This is a genomic window from Paramagnetospirillum kuznetsovii (genome assembly GCF_003284725.1).
Lineage (GTDB): Bacteria > Pseudomonadota > Alphaproteobacteria > Rhodospirillales > Magnetospirillaceae > Phaeospirillum > Phaeospirillum kuznetsovii.
On the sequence record NZ_PGTO01000007.1, the window covers coordinates 120332 to 137106 of the forward strand.

Genomic DNA, 16775 nt, shown 5'->3' on the forward strand with positions numbered 1-16775 from the left:
ATGGTGCGCTGCTATCTGGTGACCGGCGGGTGCGGTTTCATCGGATCCCATTTGGTGGATCGCTTGCTCGCCGATGGTCATGATGTCCGCGTCCTCGATGACCTCTCTAGCGGACGACGCGAAAATCTCAATGAACGCGCCACATTGATTGTCGGTGACGTATGCGATGCGGCCGTGGTCAAGAGCGCCATGGACGGTGCGGACGGCTGTTTCCATCTTGCCGCGGTGTCCTCTGTCCAGCGCAGCACCGAAGCCTGGGCCGCGACCCATAGCATCAATCAGACGGGCGCCATCAATCTATTCGAGGCCGCTCGTTCAGCGGCTGGCGCGCGGCCGGTTCCGGTGGTGTTCGCTTCCTCGGCGGCCGTCTATGGCGACAGCGAGGCGCTGCCGCTGCAAGAGGCCGGCGTGGCCTTGCCGATTTCACCTTATGGCGCCGATAAGTTGGGTTGCGAGTTTCATGCTCGGGCTGCGGCTCGAGTGTTTGAAGGGCGGTTTGCGGGGCTGCGCTTCTTCAATGTATTTGGTCCACGCCAAGATCCTGCATCGCCCTATAGCGGGGTGATTTCCATCTTCGCCGATCGGGCATTGCGTGGATTGGACTTGATGATATTCGGCGATGGCGAACAGGTTCGCGATTTTATCCATGTGAGCGATGTGGTTCGCTGCATGGCCAAGGCTATGGCCTTTCTGGAAGGCCAGCCGTCGGGTTATTTCTCGCCGTTCAATGTGTGTCGAGGCGAACGGGTCAGCGTCAATATGCTGGCCCAGGCTGTCTTACGAGCAAGCGGCTCAACGGTTCCCATTTCCCACGGTCCCGCGCGCTGCGGTGATATTCGATACTCCCAGGGTGATCCTGCCCATTCCCAAAGCGTGCTTGGTTTTGCGGCTGAAATCACGTTGATTCAGGGGCTCACCGACGCGCTGACCTGGATCAAGAACGCACGGCACTAAATGATTCTCCCTTGTCGCCCAAACGCGCGGCCCGTTCATCCCAATGGCGGCGGATTTGGGCGTGATTGGCGATCCAGGCTCCCTGCTCTATGCAATGTGAGATCGTCCATCGCATCAAGGCTTCCACCTTGGGATCGACAAGGTGGCTGGGATGAATCAGCAGGGATAGCGCGCCACCCGCCGTCGCCACTCGTGCCGTGATCTGGTCGACCACTCGTTTCGCCAGCGCGAGATCCAGCCCCATGGCGCCCAGTCGGAACAGGCCCACATCCATCACCGCCAGCGGCACTTCCAGAATGTCGAGCGGCTGGCCGTGCTCATCATCCCATAGGGGATAGGGCAGTGAGGTTCCGGCACGAAACCCTGCCGAGCCATTAAACCCGAGTGTCCCGTCCACCTTGAGTCCCGCATTGGCCTGGAGGCGCGGCGTCTTGTCCACTCGCCAATGCAGCCAATGTTGACGGGTCGAGACGATGGGTTTGCCCAGCGCCATTTCCAGAATATGTTTTTCCGCAGCCAACGCGCCGTCATGTACGGCCGAACCATAGCTGCCGTGCAGTCCGACATCATGTCCCTCGGAGGCCACCGTTCGCATGAGCGCGGCTACGGTGGTGGGATGGCCGCGGAAACGACACGGATCGCCCAAGGCGTAAATGCAGTCATAAGGGCTGGACCGGTCGATCGGCCAGACCGTGAAGAACCAGGATGCGGAAATCTTGAATTCCGCTTCGATGCTCAAAGCCTTTTCCAGGGAATCGGCCAAAGATGGGGTCGGACGAATGCTCCGGGTCTGCCACAGACTGACCGGCAGTGCGGCGATGACCGACTTCACGTCGCCGCGCATGCGGATGGCGGCCTGACGCGCCCATTGTTTGGCGGTGATATGGCGAGACAAGTCATCGACATCATGGCTGATGGTCAAGGTGAAGCGGTGGCCGTTGGGCCAAAGCGGTTCGCCGCCGAAACCTTGCCGCCGCTGTGCTTGAACCCACTGATCGATTTCCGGCACCAGCAGGGCGCCACGATGATGGTTGTCGGAAAAGGCGTATTCCCAACATCCCCAGGCATCGCGATGGGGATTAAGGCGCTCTTCGTCCCGGATCAGCAGACTGGCGAGCGATTCTGGGAGGTCCGGGGTAATGGCGCCTTGGGGTAGTCCCAGCCACAGGCGAACAACCCTGCGAAGATAGTCTTGCCGGTTCATAGCGCTCGCCTCAGGCGTCGCCAAACCCATTTGGTCCAGAAGGCGGGCCAGTCCCGCTTATTGTAGGTCACCAGCCCTCTGCAATGCATGCAATTGGGATTATCGCAGAGCGGGAGGCGGGGGGCCGCCGCGATCAGTGGACGCTCCACCGCCACGAGGTCACTTGCCTTGGCGGCCACGGCATAGGCATCGCCGACTTGTCCGGCTCGTAGGATTCCAGCCGTCACATATGCCCCGTAAAGCTTCGCGAACCCCATGGAGCAGCCGGGAAAATCGCGGCTGATGAAGATTCCGGCTTCCGTGCGGAGACCGATATGTCCTGCCAACAGATTGCGGGAGGACAAGCCAAGTTCATGTTGGACGTGATGTACGGTGGAAAAGCCGGGACTATCCAGCACATTTCCCAGATTAACCAACGTACCGTCCATGTCCAGTAGAGTGGCGACAGGGTGAAAGCATGCCGCCTGCGAATCGTGCCCGGCGATTATGCGCGACGCACCAGCACCGACCGCAACCCAAGCGCAGCAGGGATGCTCGCTCAGCATTGCGCCAGGCCAAGCGGCCAGGGCGTTTGCGAGGCCGCCGCTTGAAAATGGGCCGGGGGGTGTTGGGGGGCGGCGGCTGGGAAAAGGCACCATGGGGCGGAAGGCCAGGGCCGCCAAAGTACCGGTTTCACCGATCACGTCGAGGGTGGCCTGGATCACCGCTTGGGCTCGATTTCCGTCTACCGCCCCAACACGGGTTAGGGATGCGCGCATCAGCACATGGCCGCCGACGCTCAATCCGAGCCCCGTCAACCCCCTTGCCAAATCGTCGATGCCGTATCGCCCAGCCATGGAGGGTAGCATGCCTTCCCGACACAGCTCGGGCAAGGTCCGTTGACGAAGCCGCCCGGCTGACGCAGGCTGTCGTGCATGCGCCATCTCATCCGCCTAGCTTTGTCCATGCCGTTGGACGTCGCCGCCCGCAAGGCCGTCGGCTTCGCGGCCAAGCGACTTAAGAACCGATTGGCCTCGATCCTGCTTCGTGGTCGTTGTCCTTATCCGCCGCCGGGCGGGGTCATGCGGCGTCGTCTGCAACGGCCAGTCTCATGGGCGGCCGGTTCCATTGTGATGGATCAATGGCGCAACCATCGCTTCGACTTGCTGGGTTCCGGTCCGGTGCGGGTGGCTCATGGCGAGACTTACCCGGGGTTTGACGGGCATCGCTACGGTCCTGGGGCTAGGTTGCCTGACGATTGGCGTGCTGCTGTGGTCGAGGCGCAATGGCCAGGCGGCAGAGACCGCGCCATGACGATCCTGGCCCTCATCGACGCGGCCACTTATTGCCCCATAGACTGGCAGGTGGATTTCAAGTCGGGGTATCGTTGGTCGATCAGGACGTTGGGCGGGAGCATTGCCTATGGGCACCATCCTGGGGTGGACGTCAAGGTTCCCTGGGAATTGGCGCGGCTACAACATCTGCCGTCGATGGCACTGGCCTTTGCGGAAAACCGGGATTTCGCCCTGGTTCGCGAATTTCGCAATCAGATGCTGGATTTTCTTGGCAGCAATCCTCCCGGCTGGGGGGTTAATTGGGCTTGCGCCATGGATGTGGCGATCAGGGCGGCCAATATGCTGCTGGCTTGGGATTTATTCCGCGCAGCCGGTGCAACCTTCGATGCTGCATTTGAATCGGAATTGGCCTCCGCCGCACTGGCCCATGGGCGCCATGTCCGAGCCAATCTGGAGTGGAATGCGGAGCACCGAGGCAATCACTATCTGGCGGATATCTGTGGTTTGGCCTTTTGTGCCGCCTTTCTGGCCGAGAGTAGCGAGGCCGCTGACTGGATGGCCTTCTGCCGAACCGAATTGAGCGCGGAAATCCAACGCCAGTTTCTTCCCGACGGCAGCAATTTCGAGGCATCGACCGCCTATCATCGGCTGTCGGCAGAGATGGCCCTCTACACTGCGGCCCTAATGGGGGGACTGTCAAAATCGGTCATGGATCGACTGTCATTGGTGGCTCGGTTCGCCCGGGATATCACCAAACCTTCCGGCGAGATCGTTCAGATCGGCGATAATGATTCCGGCCGGTTCATCAGGCTGCGTTGCCATGAATCGCCTTTGGACATGTCGAGTCTGCTCTTTTTGTCCGAAGGCCTGTTCGGCCAGGAAGATGCCGTAACGCCGGAAAGCGATGTCGTCCGGCAATTAGCAGGACGACAGTTCGAGGCAGCCCAGCCCAGGCTGCGGCACCCAGGAACCGGCGCGGTGGAACTTGGGGGGTGCTCGCGTCTGATCATCTTGCCGTCCAATCCCGCTGCCTTAGACGGATTGGAGGCCATCGCCTATCCGGATTTCGGCCTGTTCATCTGGAAAAATGCACGGAGCTTCGTATCGGTGCGCTGTGGCCCAATTGGTCAGAACGGCAACGGCGGTCACGCTCATAACGACCAGTTGGCGGTAGAGATCGAGATTGACGGAATCAACTGGGCCCGTGATCCGGGAACCTTTGTCTATACCCCGGATCTGGTCGCTCGGAACGCCTATCGTTCAGCCCTCGCCCATTTCGTGCCGCGCCACGGCGCCGCCGAGCCCGCAAGATTCATCTCGCCATTCCGACTTGAGGATAAGGCAAGAGCGAAAGTGCTGCGCTTTGGACCGGACTTCGTTGGCCGTCATGACGGCTTTACTCGGCCGGTACAGCGACGGGTTGTCATCGAGGGGGGGATGGTGATTGTGGAAGATTGGCCGGGAGTCGGCGAGAAGACGGTTCGTTCGCCGCAAGAACTTTCTGAGCTATGGGGGTTGTCGTTGCCGTTTTCACCCGGTTATGGGCTAAGGCTGTCGGCTAGGTGACGACCCATCAGGCGGTAACCATCAGCGGTCAGGTGTACCGAATCAACGAAATAGCGATCACGTGGAACCAAGGCTTCGCGACTCCAGGCTTCCAAATCGAGCAATTTCCAGCCTCGGCTTACCGCCAGTTCTCGGAGATTTTGGTTGGCTCTGTCCGTGACGATCGCCAGCGCCAGGGGATTGTCGGTCCATTGCGGTAAATGTCCCTTGGCCAGTGTGGCGCCATCGGGAATTTGGTCGGGCATATAAAGCCCAGGCAGGGTAGCGAGAACAACCCGTGCACCGTTCTTCGACAAGCTGTCACCCAGTTGTTTGGTCCGTTCCAGAAAAAGTGGAGTGTCGTGCTGGAGGCGGCCTAGGATCGGATCGGTGGGATCAAGTCGTTTTCGCTTGTTGAGAAGAGCTCGGGCGCGGGTCTTGTCGTCGCTGCCGAGTCTCGCAAGCAGTCGGCCCACTTGTTCCAGCAGCCGTATGGTTGCAAAGGATGATGATAGGGCTGGAGGATACTCGCCGTAGATATCATTCCACCCGGCAAAGATCACAACGATGTCGGGCTTAAGCGCAATATAGCGGTTGATTTCCAGCAGGTGATTGCGCAGCCAGTAACCTTCGACGCCGCCATTGATGGCCTCGACCAAGCGTCCACGGGCGGCGAGGTTTTCCTGATAGAGACTGACATAGTCAACTCCCGGCAGACCGAATGTAACGGAATCTCCAAGAAACAGAATGCGCCTAAGCCGATGCCCCAAATCAATTTCCTGCCCTTTGAAGCCTTGGCTGTTGATGGCAAGTCGCCCTGTCGGCACGGTGGCGATCGCGATGCCGCCTTCCACTTTGCCGACGGCCAATTTAGCGGCAACAAGTTCTTGGGAATCAGCCGTATAGCCTGGCTTTAGTCCCCAATGGCCGCCATAGCGATCCGAGGCGACCTTGTAGGGGTCCAGCACCATGGTTTCATTGATGGCCTTGGCGATGGCGGGAATGGCAATCAACTGCTCCCTTCCGGCTTCGATCAGTCGGGCGACCAACTCCACGCCGAGCATCACGATGGCGAGAATGACAGCCCACCCGATGAGTTTGGTTCTCATGTCAGGCCGAGATCAGACGCTGAATTCTCAGGGCGGCTCGTGCTATGGCGATCTGCTGATCCAACGCGATGGGCCAAATTCCGGTGCGCAGGCCGTCGCCCAGGGCCACCATCAGCGCCTTGTGGCCCTTGTCCTGACCGCCTTGCCAGCCCTTGGTCCGGCGCCCCGCCACCGTCAGCGAGCGATAGTCGTCGAGGGCGAGAACCATGCCGTCGGCGAAGACCTCCAATCGTTCCTTGGGGTGTTCCTTGGTCCCTAGGGCGGTATAGAGCAAGGTGCAGACGGAGCCGTCGGCGAAGGCGAGGCTGGCGGAGAAATTGTCATCGGCCCGCCACTGCTTGCTCGGAGCCCGCATGGACCGGGCCTGGATGTCCACCGGCAGGCTGCCGGTCAGGGCGCAGAACAGGTCGTAGACATGGCAGGCCTCGCCCAGATTACGGCCGCCGCCTTCCGGTCCCTGGGTCCAGTGGTCGGCGGGCAGGAAGCCGGCATTCATGCGATAAGACGCCATCAGCGGCGTCGAGCGGCCGCGCAGCAGTTCGGCAATGCGCCGGATGGCGGGCGAGAAGCGGCGGTTGAAACCGGTCAGCAGCATGGGGCCGTCGGGATGGGCGGCGTAGAAATCCTCGATGGCCGCCAGCTCCGCGTCGGTCAGGCAAAGCGGTTTTTCCACCAGGACCGCCTTGCCGGCCCGCAGCGCCCGCAGCGTCAGGTCGCCGTGCAGGTCGTGGCGGGTGCCGATCATCACCAGCCCGATTGCGTCGTCGTTGAGTACCTCGTCCACTTCGCTGGTGGCATAGGCGGCTCCGGCGCGGGTGGCGACCGCCTTGGCGGTGGCGCCGGTGCGGCTCATGACGCCGCGTAGATGGAAGCGCTCGGGCATGGCCAGCATATTGGGGATATGGACGGCCTGAAGAAAGGAACCGGCGCCCAGGATGCCGACTCCGATGCTCCCCGAAAGCCCCGGCTTGGCGGCAAGCGCGATGCGGCGGCTGGGGCGCCCGTCGGGCTCGGGGTAGGACAGCAGCGCCAGCAGCGGCCTGTCGGCGGCATCCTTCAGCCGGGCATAGGCGGCAGGCGCCTGCCCGATGGGAAAGACTTCGGGCGACAAGGGCGCCAGCGTCACCGATCCCTCGGCCAGCAGGGCCAGATAGGCCTCCATGTTGCGGGTCTCGGTCCAGCGCACATATGCCAGCGGATAATCGGCGCCGCCCCGCTCGAAGACCGGGTCGTAGCGTCCGGGGCCGTAAGAGCACGAGATCAGGAAGTCCACTTCCTTGGCGTAGAAATCGGCGCGGTCCAGCGACAGGCCCACATCGCCCACCAGGACCACCCGGCCCTTGCGGCGGCAGCACTGGGCTGCCTGGGCGACGATGGCGTCGGAGCTGGAGGCGGCGCAGATGATGACGGCGTCGGCGCCGAATCCATCGGTCAGCCGCGCCACGGTGCCGACGGCGTCATCGACGGGGTCCAGCGCCGCGGTGGCGCCGGTGGCCAGGGCGATGGAGCGGCGCTTGGGGTCGGGGTCGATGCCGATCACCCGGACGCCGTTGGCTTTCAGCATCTGAACGCTCAACAGGCCCAGTACCCCGAGGCCGAGGACCACCACGCTCTCGCCCAGGGTGGGATTGGCGCGGCGGATGCCTTGCAGGGCGATGGCGCCCAGGGTGACGGTGCAGGCCTCGTCGCTTTCAAGCCCATGGGGAATGCGGGTGGCGAGATTGACCGGCACCGCGATGATCTCGGCATGATTGGCGATGCCCGCACCGGCGCAGGCGACCCGGTCGCCCACGGCGAATCCGTCCACCCGCTCGCCCACCGCGATAACCGTCCCGGCGGCGGAATAGCCGGTGGGAGTGCCCGCATCCAACTGGCCCTTGACCCGATTGATGGTGGCCGCCAGCCCCTGGTCGCGCACCATCTCCAGCACCCGCTTCACATGCTGGGGCTGCTTCATGGCACGGCGATACAGCGGCATGCCCGACAGCGCCACTCCCGCCCCCTCGGTTCCCGCCGAGATGCAGGAATAGGCGGCGCAAACCAAGACTTCTCCTGGCCCGGCCAGGGGCGCTGGGACATCTTCCACCACGGCTTGGCCGGATCGGATCAGAACCTGCTTCACGCTCCCTCCTACAGCCGCCACAACCTCACAGCCTCGGGGATATCCATGCCGCGCCACATACCCTTGACATCGGCCACCAGACCGCCGGGCCGTACCAGCATCGAGAAGGCTTCATCGGTGAAGCCCAGATAAGGCGAATGGGGCACCGCGCCGATCAGGCAGTCATAGCCGCCTGCCCCGTCCAGCGAGGCCATCAGCGTCTCGCCATATTCATGGGTGGCCTCGGCGGGGTCGGCGAAGGGATCGTGAACTTCCACCGCGTGGCCCAACTCGCGCAATGTGCGGATGACGTCGACCACCTTGCTGTTGCGCAGGTCGGGGACGTTCTCCTTGAAGGTCAGGCCCAGCATCAGGATGCGGGACTCCGGGGCCAACTGGGCGGAAATCTGCCGGGCGATCCAAGGCCCCATGCCGTCGTTGATGCGGCGCCCGGCCAGGATGATCTCGGGATGCAATCCGTTGTTCTGGGCGCAGCGGGCCAGATAGAACGGATCGACGCCGATGCAGTGGCCGCCCACCAGTCCGGGCATGAATTTCAGGAAGTTCCACTTGGTGGCCGAGGCGTCCAGCACGTCATAGATGGAAATCCCCAGCTTCTGGAAGATTTGGGTGATTTCGTTGATGAAGGCGATGTTGATGTCGCGCTGGGAATTCTCGATCACCTTGGCGGCCTCGGCCACCCTGATGGAGGCGGCGGCGAACACGCCCCCGGTGGTCACGGCGCCGTAGACCTTGGTCAGCAGGGCGGTGACCTCGGGGGTCTGACCGGCGATGACCTTGGTGATGCGGTCCACCGTGTGCTCGCGGTCGCCGGGATTGATGCGCTCGGGGCTGTAGCCCAGGAAGAAGTCCGCGCCGCAGGTCAGTCCGGAAATGCGCTCCAGCTCGGGGCCGCAGACATCCTCGGTGACACCGGGATAGACGGTGCTCTCATAGACCACCACGGCGCCCTTCTTCATGGCGCGGCCAACGGTGCCGCTGGCGCTGATCATGGGGCGCAGGTCGGGTTCGTTGGCGTCGTCCACCGGCGTCGGCACCGTGACGATATAGACGTCGGCGCCCTCGATATCGCCGCTGTTGGCGGTCAGCTTCAAGGTGCTGGCGCGCAGCCGGGCGGGCTCCACCTCGTCGGTGCGGTCGAAGCCCTTGTGCAACTCGCCGATACGGTCCTTGGAAATGTCAAAGCCGGTGGTGGGAAAGTGACGTGCCAGCGCCACGGCGAGCGGTAAGCCCACATAGCCCAGGCCGATGACGGCGATCTTGGTGGAATTCATGGCGCAACCCGTTCTGTCGACAGCCGAGGTGTAGCGCAGCCCTTCGTCCGGGTCCACAGACTTCGCGCCGCCTCGATCACCCTTTGGGGCGAGAGATCGCGCATCATGCAGTCCTGGCTGCGATAGTCGTAGTCGGGGGCGTGGCAGATATCCTCGAACGAGCGCGGTCCCCGCACGCTGGCGGCGTGGGGGCCGAAGGGGCCGTAGAACACTTCCGACGATGGCCCGAACAGGCCGAGCGTGGGAATCCCGGCCGCCGCCGCCATGTGCATCAGGCCGGAATCATTGCCGAGATAGAAGGCGCAGCGTCGCAGGCAGGCATAGGCGGTGGGCAGGTCGATGCCGCCCGCCAGATCGATGAGGCGCTCCGGCGCGACGGAATCCAGAACCGGGGCCGCCTTGGCGCGTTCGTCGGCCGAAGCGAAGACGGCGACGCGGGCCTGGGGCAGGATACTGTCCGCCGAGGTCAGGGCGGCGATGACCTGGGCGAAGCTTTCCGCCGGCCATTGCTTGGCGCCCCAATTGGCGGTGGGGCCGATCGCCAGCACCGGCCCGCCGGGCGGAATCAATCGGGCGGCCTCCGAGCACTGGGCATCGGTGGCCCACAACTTGGGGGGCAAGGCTTGGTCGAGCCCCAGGGCCGAGGCCAGATGCACCAGACGGTGCTTGGGCTCCCATGATGACTTCAGTCCCCGGCGGCGCAGCGTGGGCAGCAGCCAGCCGATGGCCGAGCCGCGCAAATCCACCACCAGCGACCACGGCCGGGTGACGGTGCGCTTCCACAAATCCATCCAATGACCGGCGCGCTTGCGCTTGACCATGGGAATGACCTCGTCCACGAAGGGCGCGGCGGCGAACAGGGGGGCGGCGGGTGCGCCGCAGGCCACGGTGAATCGGGCCTGTGGATAGTGTTCGGCCAGATGGGCCAGCAGTCCTGTGGACAGGACGGCGTCGCCGATGCGGCTGGCGGTGACGAACAGGATGCGCATGGCTCGGTGTACCGCAGCCGGTTGTCCGGCGCAACCGGGGCATGACGCCGTCCCTCCGCCCTGCTAAACAGGAGCAGGTTTGGCAGCGGGTATGGCGTCGTGTGCGGTATCGCCGGATTGATCGGGCCGGGCGTGAATGGGGTCTTGCTGACCGCCATGCGCGAAGCCATGGCCCATCGCGGTCCCGACGGCGCCGGGCTTTGGCTGTCGGCGGATGGCCGGGTCGGGCTGGCCCATCGCCGTTTGTCCATTCTCGATCTGGCGGATAATGCCGGCCAGCCCATGGCCAACGAGGACGGCTCGGTGGTCGTCGCCTTCAACGGCGAGATCTACAACCATCTGGTCCTTCGGCGGGAACTGACCGAGGCCGGGCATGTCTTCGCCACCGATCATTCCGATACCGAGGTTCTGGTTCATGGCTACGAGCAATGGGGTCTGGACGGGCTGCTGGCCCGCCTGTCGGGCATGTTCGCCTTCGCCCTGTGGGACGCGGCTGCGGCGAAACTGTTGCTCGTCCGCGATCGGGTCGGCGTCAAGCCGCTGTATTTCAGCCGCATCGACGGAACCCTCGCCTTTGCCTCCGAGATCAAGGGCCTGCTGGCCCATCCCGGATTGGAGCGCGATGTCTGCGCCCCCGCCCTGTGGCATACCCTGTCCTTCCTGACGCCACCGGCGCCGCTGACCCTGTTCGACGGGGTGTTCAAGCTGCCCGCCGGTCATGTGCTGGAGGTGGACGCAAACGGTGCCATGCGGGCGCGCCGTTGGTGGCGAGCGGTGCCGGGTCTGGTGGAGCCGGTCCCAGGCGGCCTGTCCGAGGCGGCGCGGCGGGACTATTTCGTCCAGGGCATTCGCTCGCGCCTGGAAGCCTCGGTGGCCAGCCATCTCGCCGCCGACGTGCCGGTGGGGGCCTTCCTGTCGGGCGGCATCGATTCCTCCACCCTGGTGGGGCTGATGAGCCGTCTGGCCGGGGGGCGGGTCAACACCTTCACCATCGGCTTTTCCGACCACAAGCATCTGAACGAGCTGGATTGGGCCGACAGGGTGGCGCGCCACTTCGGCACCGAGCATCACGTGGTCCGCATCTCCGGCGAGCATATGGAGAGCTATCTGGAGGAGCTGGTCCACACCCAGGACGAGCCCATCGCCGACTGGGTCTGCATTCCGCTGCATTTCGTCTCCTCGGTGGTGCGTCAGGCCGGGGTCAAGGTGGTGCAGGTGGGCGAGGGCGCCGACGAACTGTTCTGCGGCTATCCCAGCTGGATGACCTGGCTGGACCTGCATCATCGCGCCTGGGGGCCGTGGCGCAAATGGATGCCGGGGCCGTTGCGGGCGGTGGCGGCGGAAGCGGCGGCGCTGGGCGCCTGGGCGCGGCCCGATCTGGCCGCCAAGCTGGACATCGTGCGCCGGGCGGCGGATCGGGACGGCGAGCTGTTCTGGACCGGCGCCATATCGCTGTGGGACGGGCAGAAGCGCGGGCTGATCCCCGATCCCCAGGCCTTCTGCTCGGTGGGACGGGCGGGCGAGATGGCCGATCTCGGTCTGCTGCCGGACTCATGGCTGACGCCCGACAGCGCGGCGGTGCCCGCCTCCTTCATGGCGGCGTTCGACCGCGATTTTCCCGGCCGCGACCAGCTTAGCCGCATGACCCATGCGGAATTCAGGCTGCGGCTGCCGGAACTGCTGCTGATGCGGGTGGACAAGATCACCATGGGCCAGTCCATCGAGGCGCGGGTGCCGTTCCTCGACAAGGATCTGGTGGAATTCGTCCTCGACATTCCCCAGGCCGACAAACTGGCGGGCGGTGCCAAGGCCTTGTTGAAGCAGGCGGTGCGCGGCCTGATTCCCGACGACATCATCGACCGCCCCAAGATGGGATTCGGCGCCCCCATGTCCCAGTGGCTGCGCGGCGAGTTCGGCCGCCGGGCGGAAAGCGAGATCCTGTCGTCGTCGCTGCTGGACCGCTTCGGCTTTTCCAAGAAGGCGGTGGCCGCCATGATCGACGATCACCGCCAGGGCCGCCGCGACGTCTCGCTGCCCATCTGGGTGCTCTACAATACGGTGGCGTGGCACCGCAAATGGATCGGCGAGGCCCCCAAGGGCAGGCGATTGGGCGGCTGTTGCGGCTGATTTCGGTAAGAATTGCACCCGGAATAATTTCTGCGCATAATTTGGCGCATGAATTTGCGTATGGAGCATGGCTATGACCGCCACCATTAAAAGGCCGACCAATGTTTCATTGCCGCAGAATTTAGTGCTTGAGGCAAAAAGCCTGGACATCAGCCTGTCCAAGGCGTGTGAACGGGGCTTGACGGAGGCCATAGCCGAGGCCCGTTCCGCCCGCTGGCTTGCCGAAAATAAAGGTGCGGTCGAGGCCTGGAATCAGCGGGTGGAAGCCGTTGGCCTTCCGCTGGCACGGTTTCGTCAATTCTGATGGCGCGTGAATTGTATCGCCTTGCTGGCGTGAACGGCTATGTCATGAACGTTCAGGCGGATCTCTTGGCGTCGTTCGCGACGACGGTGGTGGTGCCGATATTGCCAGCAGAGGAAATATCACAGCCCATGGCGCGGCTGAATCCGACATTTGAGATAGACGGCAGACCATATGTCATGGTGACCCAGGCCATAGCGGCGGTTGCTCGGCGCGACCTTGGCGAAGCCGTTGGGCTTGTCGGTGAAGATCGGCATTCCGACCTTACTCAAGCCTTGGATTTGTTGTTCTCCGGATTTTGAGCGATTTTCCCGATCCGCTCGAACTCGGCCGCCGCGTGGTCCCAGCGCCAGGACCGCTGCCTGGCGAGGCAAGCCCGATGGAAGTCTCGCCACAGATCGTCGTCGGTCAGCAGGCGGATGCCCGCTTCGGCGAAGGCGTCGTCGGTCTTGACGCAATAGCCGGTTTCTCCCTCGACCACCCGTTCGTTCATGCAGGCGATGTCGCCGAGGACGGCGGGCACCCCCATGGCCTGGGCCTCGGCCACCGCCGAGCAGAAGGTCTCGCCGATATCGCCGCGATAGAGCAGGGCGCGGGCCTGGGCCAGTTCCTCGACCAACTGGGTCTTGGGGACGGGGCCGCGCAGGATGACTCCCTGGTCGGCGAGGGCGGCGGCGCGCTCCAGCACCGGCCCCATGCGGCCCGCCTTGGCCGCCCCGGCGGCGCCATAGGTGGCGATTCCGGCGAAGATGTGCAGTTCGGCGGCGGGTACGGCGGGGCGGATGCGGGCTTCCCACAGATCCAGCAGCCAATCCAGCGAGCGCATGGGATTGGAGGTGAACACCACCCGGGGCGGCGGCGCCTCGGTGCGTTCCCCGGCATGGCAGAACAGATCGGTGAGGCCGTAGAGCACGGTCTCGCGGCCGCCGTCGAATCCCCAGCCGGGATAGGTGGAGGCGTGACTGGCGCCCGAGAACACGATCACCGGGCGACGCAGCGCCAGCTTCCACTGATAGCGCCACTTCAGCAGGTATCCGGCCGGATTGTGAATCCAGAAAATAGTCTTTCTGGCGTTGGGGCACCGCCGGATCAGCTTGTCGCCGCGATTGGCGATGTAGAGATCGGCCGAGTCCGGCACGCCCTGGGCCAGCGACCTCCAGCGGACGCCGCGATGGACGCGCTCATCCTCGCACTTGTTGCAGACCAGCACGTCATGGCCGCGCGCCGCCAGGGCGTTGGCCATCTCGATGAACGAGGTTTCGGCGCCGCCGAGAGGACGCTCGTCCAGGGTGGCGCCGTCGAAGGTGATGCCGTCGTCGGTCATGACGATGCGGGCCATGGGTTATTCCTTCTTATTCAATTGGCGGCCGTGGCGGATGTGGATAATTTCCGTTTCGCCTCGGTGTCGGCGCACGGTCAGGATATAAGGACCGACCACGAGACGGCGGGTTCCGGGCGAGCGGCCCGAGGGTCCGATATTCGGGTATTCGGCCAAGGTCTGCCGGGCACCGCGCATTTTTTCGGAAACCTTGGCGGCGGCGACTGGATTGCGTTCCGAGAGATACGCGATCTCGGCCAGATACCACGCCCGTGCGGCAGGCGACATTCCGGCCAGACGTGTTCGACTCATCCGGCTTTCCTGGCCAGCCTGGCTTCGGCGGCAGCAATGATGGCATCGGCCTCATCCATCACCGTATCAAAATCGATGCCCTCGCCTCGGTCCAGGGCGGCGATGCCCTCGGCCTCGGCCAGGGTATCCGACCCTTCCTCGCTTTCCAGATACTGCTTCAAGGCGCGCAGCATCATCCAACTGCGGTCGCGCTCCATGGCTTTGGCCATGGTGTCGTAGGCCTCCACCAAGTCGGAGGGGATGCGGAGCGAAATCTGGATCTTGGCGGCGGGCTCATCCATGGCGGGGCCTCCTGGGATGCGGCGGGATGCAGTGTATCACGCCGCATCCCAAAGAGTCAGTCCTTCTCGTGCTTGGCCTTGAGGTGAGACAGCATGGGATAGAGGGCGGCGCAAATGGCGATGATGAAGCCGTAGCCGCCTTCCTTCCAGCCGCCGCGCCGGACATAGCATTTGAAGAAGCGCGACGCCATGCGGCGGACATTGCTCAGGGTGCCGCCCCAGGTCTCGCCCCGCTCGCGCAGATCCCTGGCCCGGGCGGTGGAGTAGGAGTCGAGGCGGCGGATCATGTCCGAGATGTTCTTGTCCACGTAATGCAGCAGCCGGTGTTCCAGCATGGGCCCCTTGGTCCCCCGCCAGACCAGCGAGGGATGGACGCGGTCGTTGCCCCAGGTCTTGGCCTCCTTGCGGAACAGGCCGGGATAGGCGGCCTTGCCGTAGCTGGCGCCCCAGCCGTGGCGCACCAGCCTCTCGCCGATGAAATTGTCCACCGGGATTTCGTGCCAGGCGAAGGAACTGCTGGCGATGACCCGGCGGATTTCCTCGGCTAGGGCGGCGGGAACATGCTCGTCGGCGTCCACCTCCAACACCCAGTCGGTGCGGCAGGCGGCAATGCCGGTGTTGCGGCGCTCGCCTTCGCGGTCCCAAGTTCCCTCGACGATGCGGGCGCCGAACGACAGGGCGATCTCCTTGGAGCGGTCGGTGCACTTGTCCAGCACCACCACCAACTCGTCGACGAAGCGCAGCCTTTCCAGGCAGGACGGCAGCCGCTTCTCCTCATTATAGACGACCACCAGGGCGGTGAGGGTGCTCATGGCCCATTCCCCTTGAAACGCGGAAAGGCCCGCTTCCGCGCATGGGTCATGGCGGTGCGGTAGGTCTCCAGGGTCTGGGCCATGCGGTGGTCGAAGCGCATGGTCTGCTCCGCCATCTTGCGGGCATTGGCGGCGATCCGGGCGGTGGTCTCGGCATCGGTCATCACCTGGGCCATGGCCTCGCACAGCGCGCTCGGCTGGGCGGGGGGGACCAGACGGCCGGTCTCGCCGTCGAAGACGATTTCCGGCACGCCGCCCACATTGCTGGCGACAACCGGCTTGCCCACCGCGAAAGCCTGGACGGCGACGCGGGGCTGGGCCTCTGTCAGCGACGGGATGACGACGGCGTCGCCCATCTGCATCAACTCGGAGACGTCGTCGCGATAGCCGGTGAACACCACCCGTCCGTCGAGGCCCAATTGCTCCACCTGCCGATACAGACCGGCTTCATAGTCGGCGCATTCATCGGTGGCCGAGCCGACCACCACCAGGGTGGGTTCCAAACCCTTGTCCCGCAGCAGGGCCAGGGCGGCGAGCAGGTGATCCTGGCCCTTGTCGGGGCGGATCATGCCGACGCAAACCCAGACATAAAGATCCTCGCCCAGCCGCAACTCCGTCCGCAGTCGCACCCGTGTCGCCACCGGGTCGGGCAGCTCGAAGAACCGCTCGTCGGCCCAGCCGCCGATGGAGACCGAACGCTTGGGATCGGCCAGTCCGATTTCCATCAGATGCTGGCGGGTGCATTCCGCCACGGTGATGATGTGGTCGGCTCCCATGCGCCATTGGGCGCGGCGGACCAGGGTGGGCTTCAGCGGCTGGTTGACGTGGCGCGACCGCACCACGGCGCAGAGGTCGAGGCAGGCCGCCGCCGCCTTGGCGTCGCGGGTTACATGGCTGTCGATCACCTCGATGGCGCGCTCGATGACCAGCTTGCGCAGGGCGCGGATGGTGGACGGTCGCCAGGGACGGTCGAAGTCGAAGTCGATGACCGGCAGGCCCAGGGACTCCGCCCGCCTGTAGGACTCGCCGTTGGCGGGCGAGGCCAGCCATACGGCGTGGCCGTGGCCTTTCAGCCAGCGCACCTGCTCGATGGTGCGATGCTCCATGCCGCCCCAATTGCGTCCGGGAATGGTGTGAAGAATGCGCAACAGGG

At 64.2% G+C, this 16775-nt stretch carries 16 protein-coding genes; 5 read left to right on the forward strand and 11 right to left on the reverse strand.

The window, feature by feature from the left end; genetic code table 11:
• Positions 1 to 954: an NAD-dependent epimerase/dehydratase family protein gene (locus tag CU669_RS11195; RefSeq protein WP_205119439.1), complete on the forward strand. Its 954-nt coding sequence runs from the start codon at positions 1 to 3 to the stop codon at positions 952 to 954.
• Here the strand turns inward: CU669_RS11195 and CU669_RS11200 are convergent.
• Entirely contained in the window at positions 935 to 2158 is a 1224-nt protein-coding gene (locus CU669_RS11200) for a polysaccharide deacetylase family protein (RefSeq protein ID WP_112144662.1), read from the reverse strand. The two genes, CU669_RS11195 and CU669_RS11200, sit on opposite strands and share 20 nt — an antisense overlap.
• Positions 2155 to 2994, reverse strand: a complete 840-nt coding sequence (locus CU669_RS11205; protein WP_161539646.1) for an AAC(3) family N-acetyltransferase — start codon at positions 2992 to 2994, stop codon at positions 2155 to 2157. The genes CU669_RS11200 and CU669_RS11205 overlap by 4 nt, the downstream gene beginning before the upstream one ends.
• 78 nt (positions 2995 to 3072) lie before the next feature.
• Between CU669_RS11205 and CU669_RS11210 the strand changes: the two genes are divergently transcribed.
• Positions 3073 to 4998: a heparinase II/III family protein gene (locus CU669_RS11210; RefSeq protein WP_112144665.1), complete on the forward strand. Its 1926-nt coding sequence runs from the start codon at positions 3073 to 3075 to the stop codon at positions 4996 to 4998.
• Here the strand turns inward: CU669_RS11210 and CU669_RS11215 are convergent.
• From CU669_RS11215 to CU669_RS11230, 4 genes are read right to left on the reverse strand one after another with little or no spacing between them, the layout of a single operon-like run.
• Positions 4971 to 6086 (reverse strand): SGNH/GDSL hydrolase family protein, encoded by a 1116-nt coding sequence (locus CU669_RS11215; protein WP_112144667.1) that lies wholly within the window; start codon positions 6084 to 6086, stop codon positions 4971 to 4973. The genes CU669_RS11210 and CU669_RS11215 overlap by 28 nt on opposite strands.
• A gap of 1 nt (position 6087) precedes the next feature.
• Positions 6088 to 8208, reverse strand: a complete 2121-nt coding sequence (locus tag CU669_RS11220; protein WP_192884609.1) for a bi-domain-containing oxidoreductase — start codon at positions 8206 to 8208, stop codon at positions 6088 to 6090.
• 8 nt (positions 8209 to 8216) lie between these two features.
• A complete protein-coding gene (locus CU669_RS11225; protein ID WP_112144669.1) occupies positions 8217 to 9482 on the reverse strand; it encodes a nucleotide sugar dehydrogenase in 1266 nt (421 codons plus the stop codon).
• A complete protein-coding gene (locus tag CU669_RS11230; RefSeq protein ID WP_112144671.1) occupies positions 9479 to 10471 on the reverse strand; it encodes a glycosyltransferase family 9 protein in 993 nt (330 codons plus the stop codon). Before CU669_RS11230 ends, CU669_RS11225 begins: the two co-directional genes overlap by 4 nt.
• A gap of 99 nt (positions 10472 to 10570) precedes the next feature.
• Between CU669_RS11230 and asnB the strand changes: the two genes are divergently transcribed.
• The 3 genes from asnB to CU669_RS11245 all read left to right on the forward strand — a co-directional run bounded on the left by asnB (position 10571) and on the right by CU669_RS11245 (position 13201).
• Entirely contained in the window at positions 10571 to 12598 is a 2028-nt protein-coding gene (asnB, locus tag CU669_RS11235) for an asparagine synthase (glutamine-hydrolyzing) (protein WP_205119432.1), read from the forward strand.
• 73 nt (positions 12599 to 12671) lie between these two features.
• Positions 12672 to 12902, forward strand: a complete 231-nt coding sequence (locus CU669_RS11240) for a type II toxin-antitoxin system CcdA family antitoxin (protein ID WP_322096900.1) — start codon at positions 12672 to 12674, stop codon at positions 12900 to 12902.
• Positions 12902 to 13201 (forward strand): CcdB family protein, encoded by a 300-nt coding sequence (locus CU669_RS11245; protein ID WP_112144674.1) that lies wholly within the window; start codon positions 12902 to 12904, stop codon positions 13199 to 13201. The genes CU669_RS11240 and CU669_RS11245 overlap by 1 nt, the downstream gene beginning before the upstream one ends.
• On the opposite strand, the gene CU669_RS11250 is transcribed toward CU669_RS11245, so the two are convergent.
• Genes CU669_RS11250 through CU669_RS11270 form a run of 5 tightly spaced genes read right to left on the reverse strand, consistent with a single transcriptional unit; the run spans position 13168 to position 16770 of the window.
• On the reverse strand, positions 13168 to 14238 hold the full coding sequence (locus CU669_RS11250) for a glycosyltransferase family 4 protein (protein ID WP_112144676.1): 1071 nt from the start codon (positions 14236 to 14238) through the stop codon (positions 13168 to 13170). The two genes, CU669_RS11245 and CU669_RS11250, sit on opposite strands and share 34 nt — an antisense overlap.
• Positions 14239 to 14241: 3 nt before the next feature.
• The gene (locus CU669_RS11255; protein ID WP_112144678.1) at positions 14242 to 14529 is read right to left on the reverse strand and encodes a type II toxin-antitoxin system RelE/ParE family toxin; all 288 of its coding nucleotides are present in this window, start codon (positions 14527 to 14529) and stop codon (positions 14242 to 14244) included.
• Positions 14526 to 14810 (reverse strand): CopG family ribbon-helix-helix protein, encoded by a 285-nt coding sequence (locus CU669_RS11260; RefSeq protein WP_112144680.1) that lies wholly within the window; start codon positions 14808 to 14810, stop codon positions 14526 to 14528. The genes CU669_RS11255 and CU669_RS11260 overlap by 4 nt, the downstream gene beginning before the upstream one ends.
• Before the next feature lie 56 nt (positions 14811 to 14866).
• The gene (locus CU669_RS11265; protein WP_112144682.1) at positions 14867 to 15622 is read right to left on the reverse strand and encodes a glycosyltransferase family 2 protein; all 756 of its coding nucleotides are present in this window, start codon (positions 15620 to 15622) and stop codon (positions 14867 to 14869) included.
• Entirely contained in the window at positions 15619 to 16770 is a 1152-nt protein-coding gene (locus tag CU669_RS11270) for a glycosyltransferase family 4 protein (protein WP_112144813.1), read from the reverse strand. Before CU669_RS11270 ends, CU669_RS11265 begins: the two co-directional genes overlap by 4 nt.
• Positions 16771 to 16775: the final 5 nt, after the last annotated feature.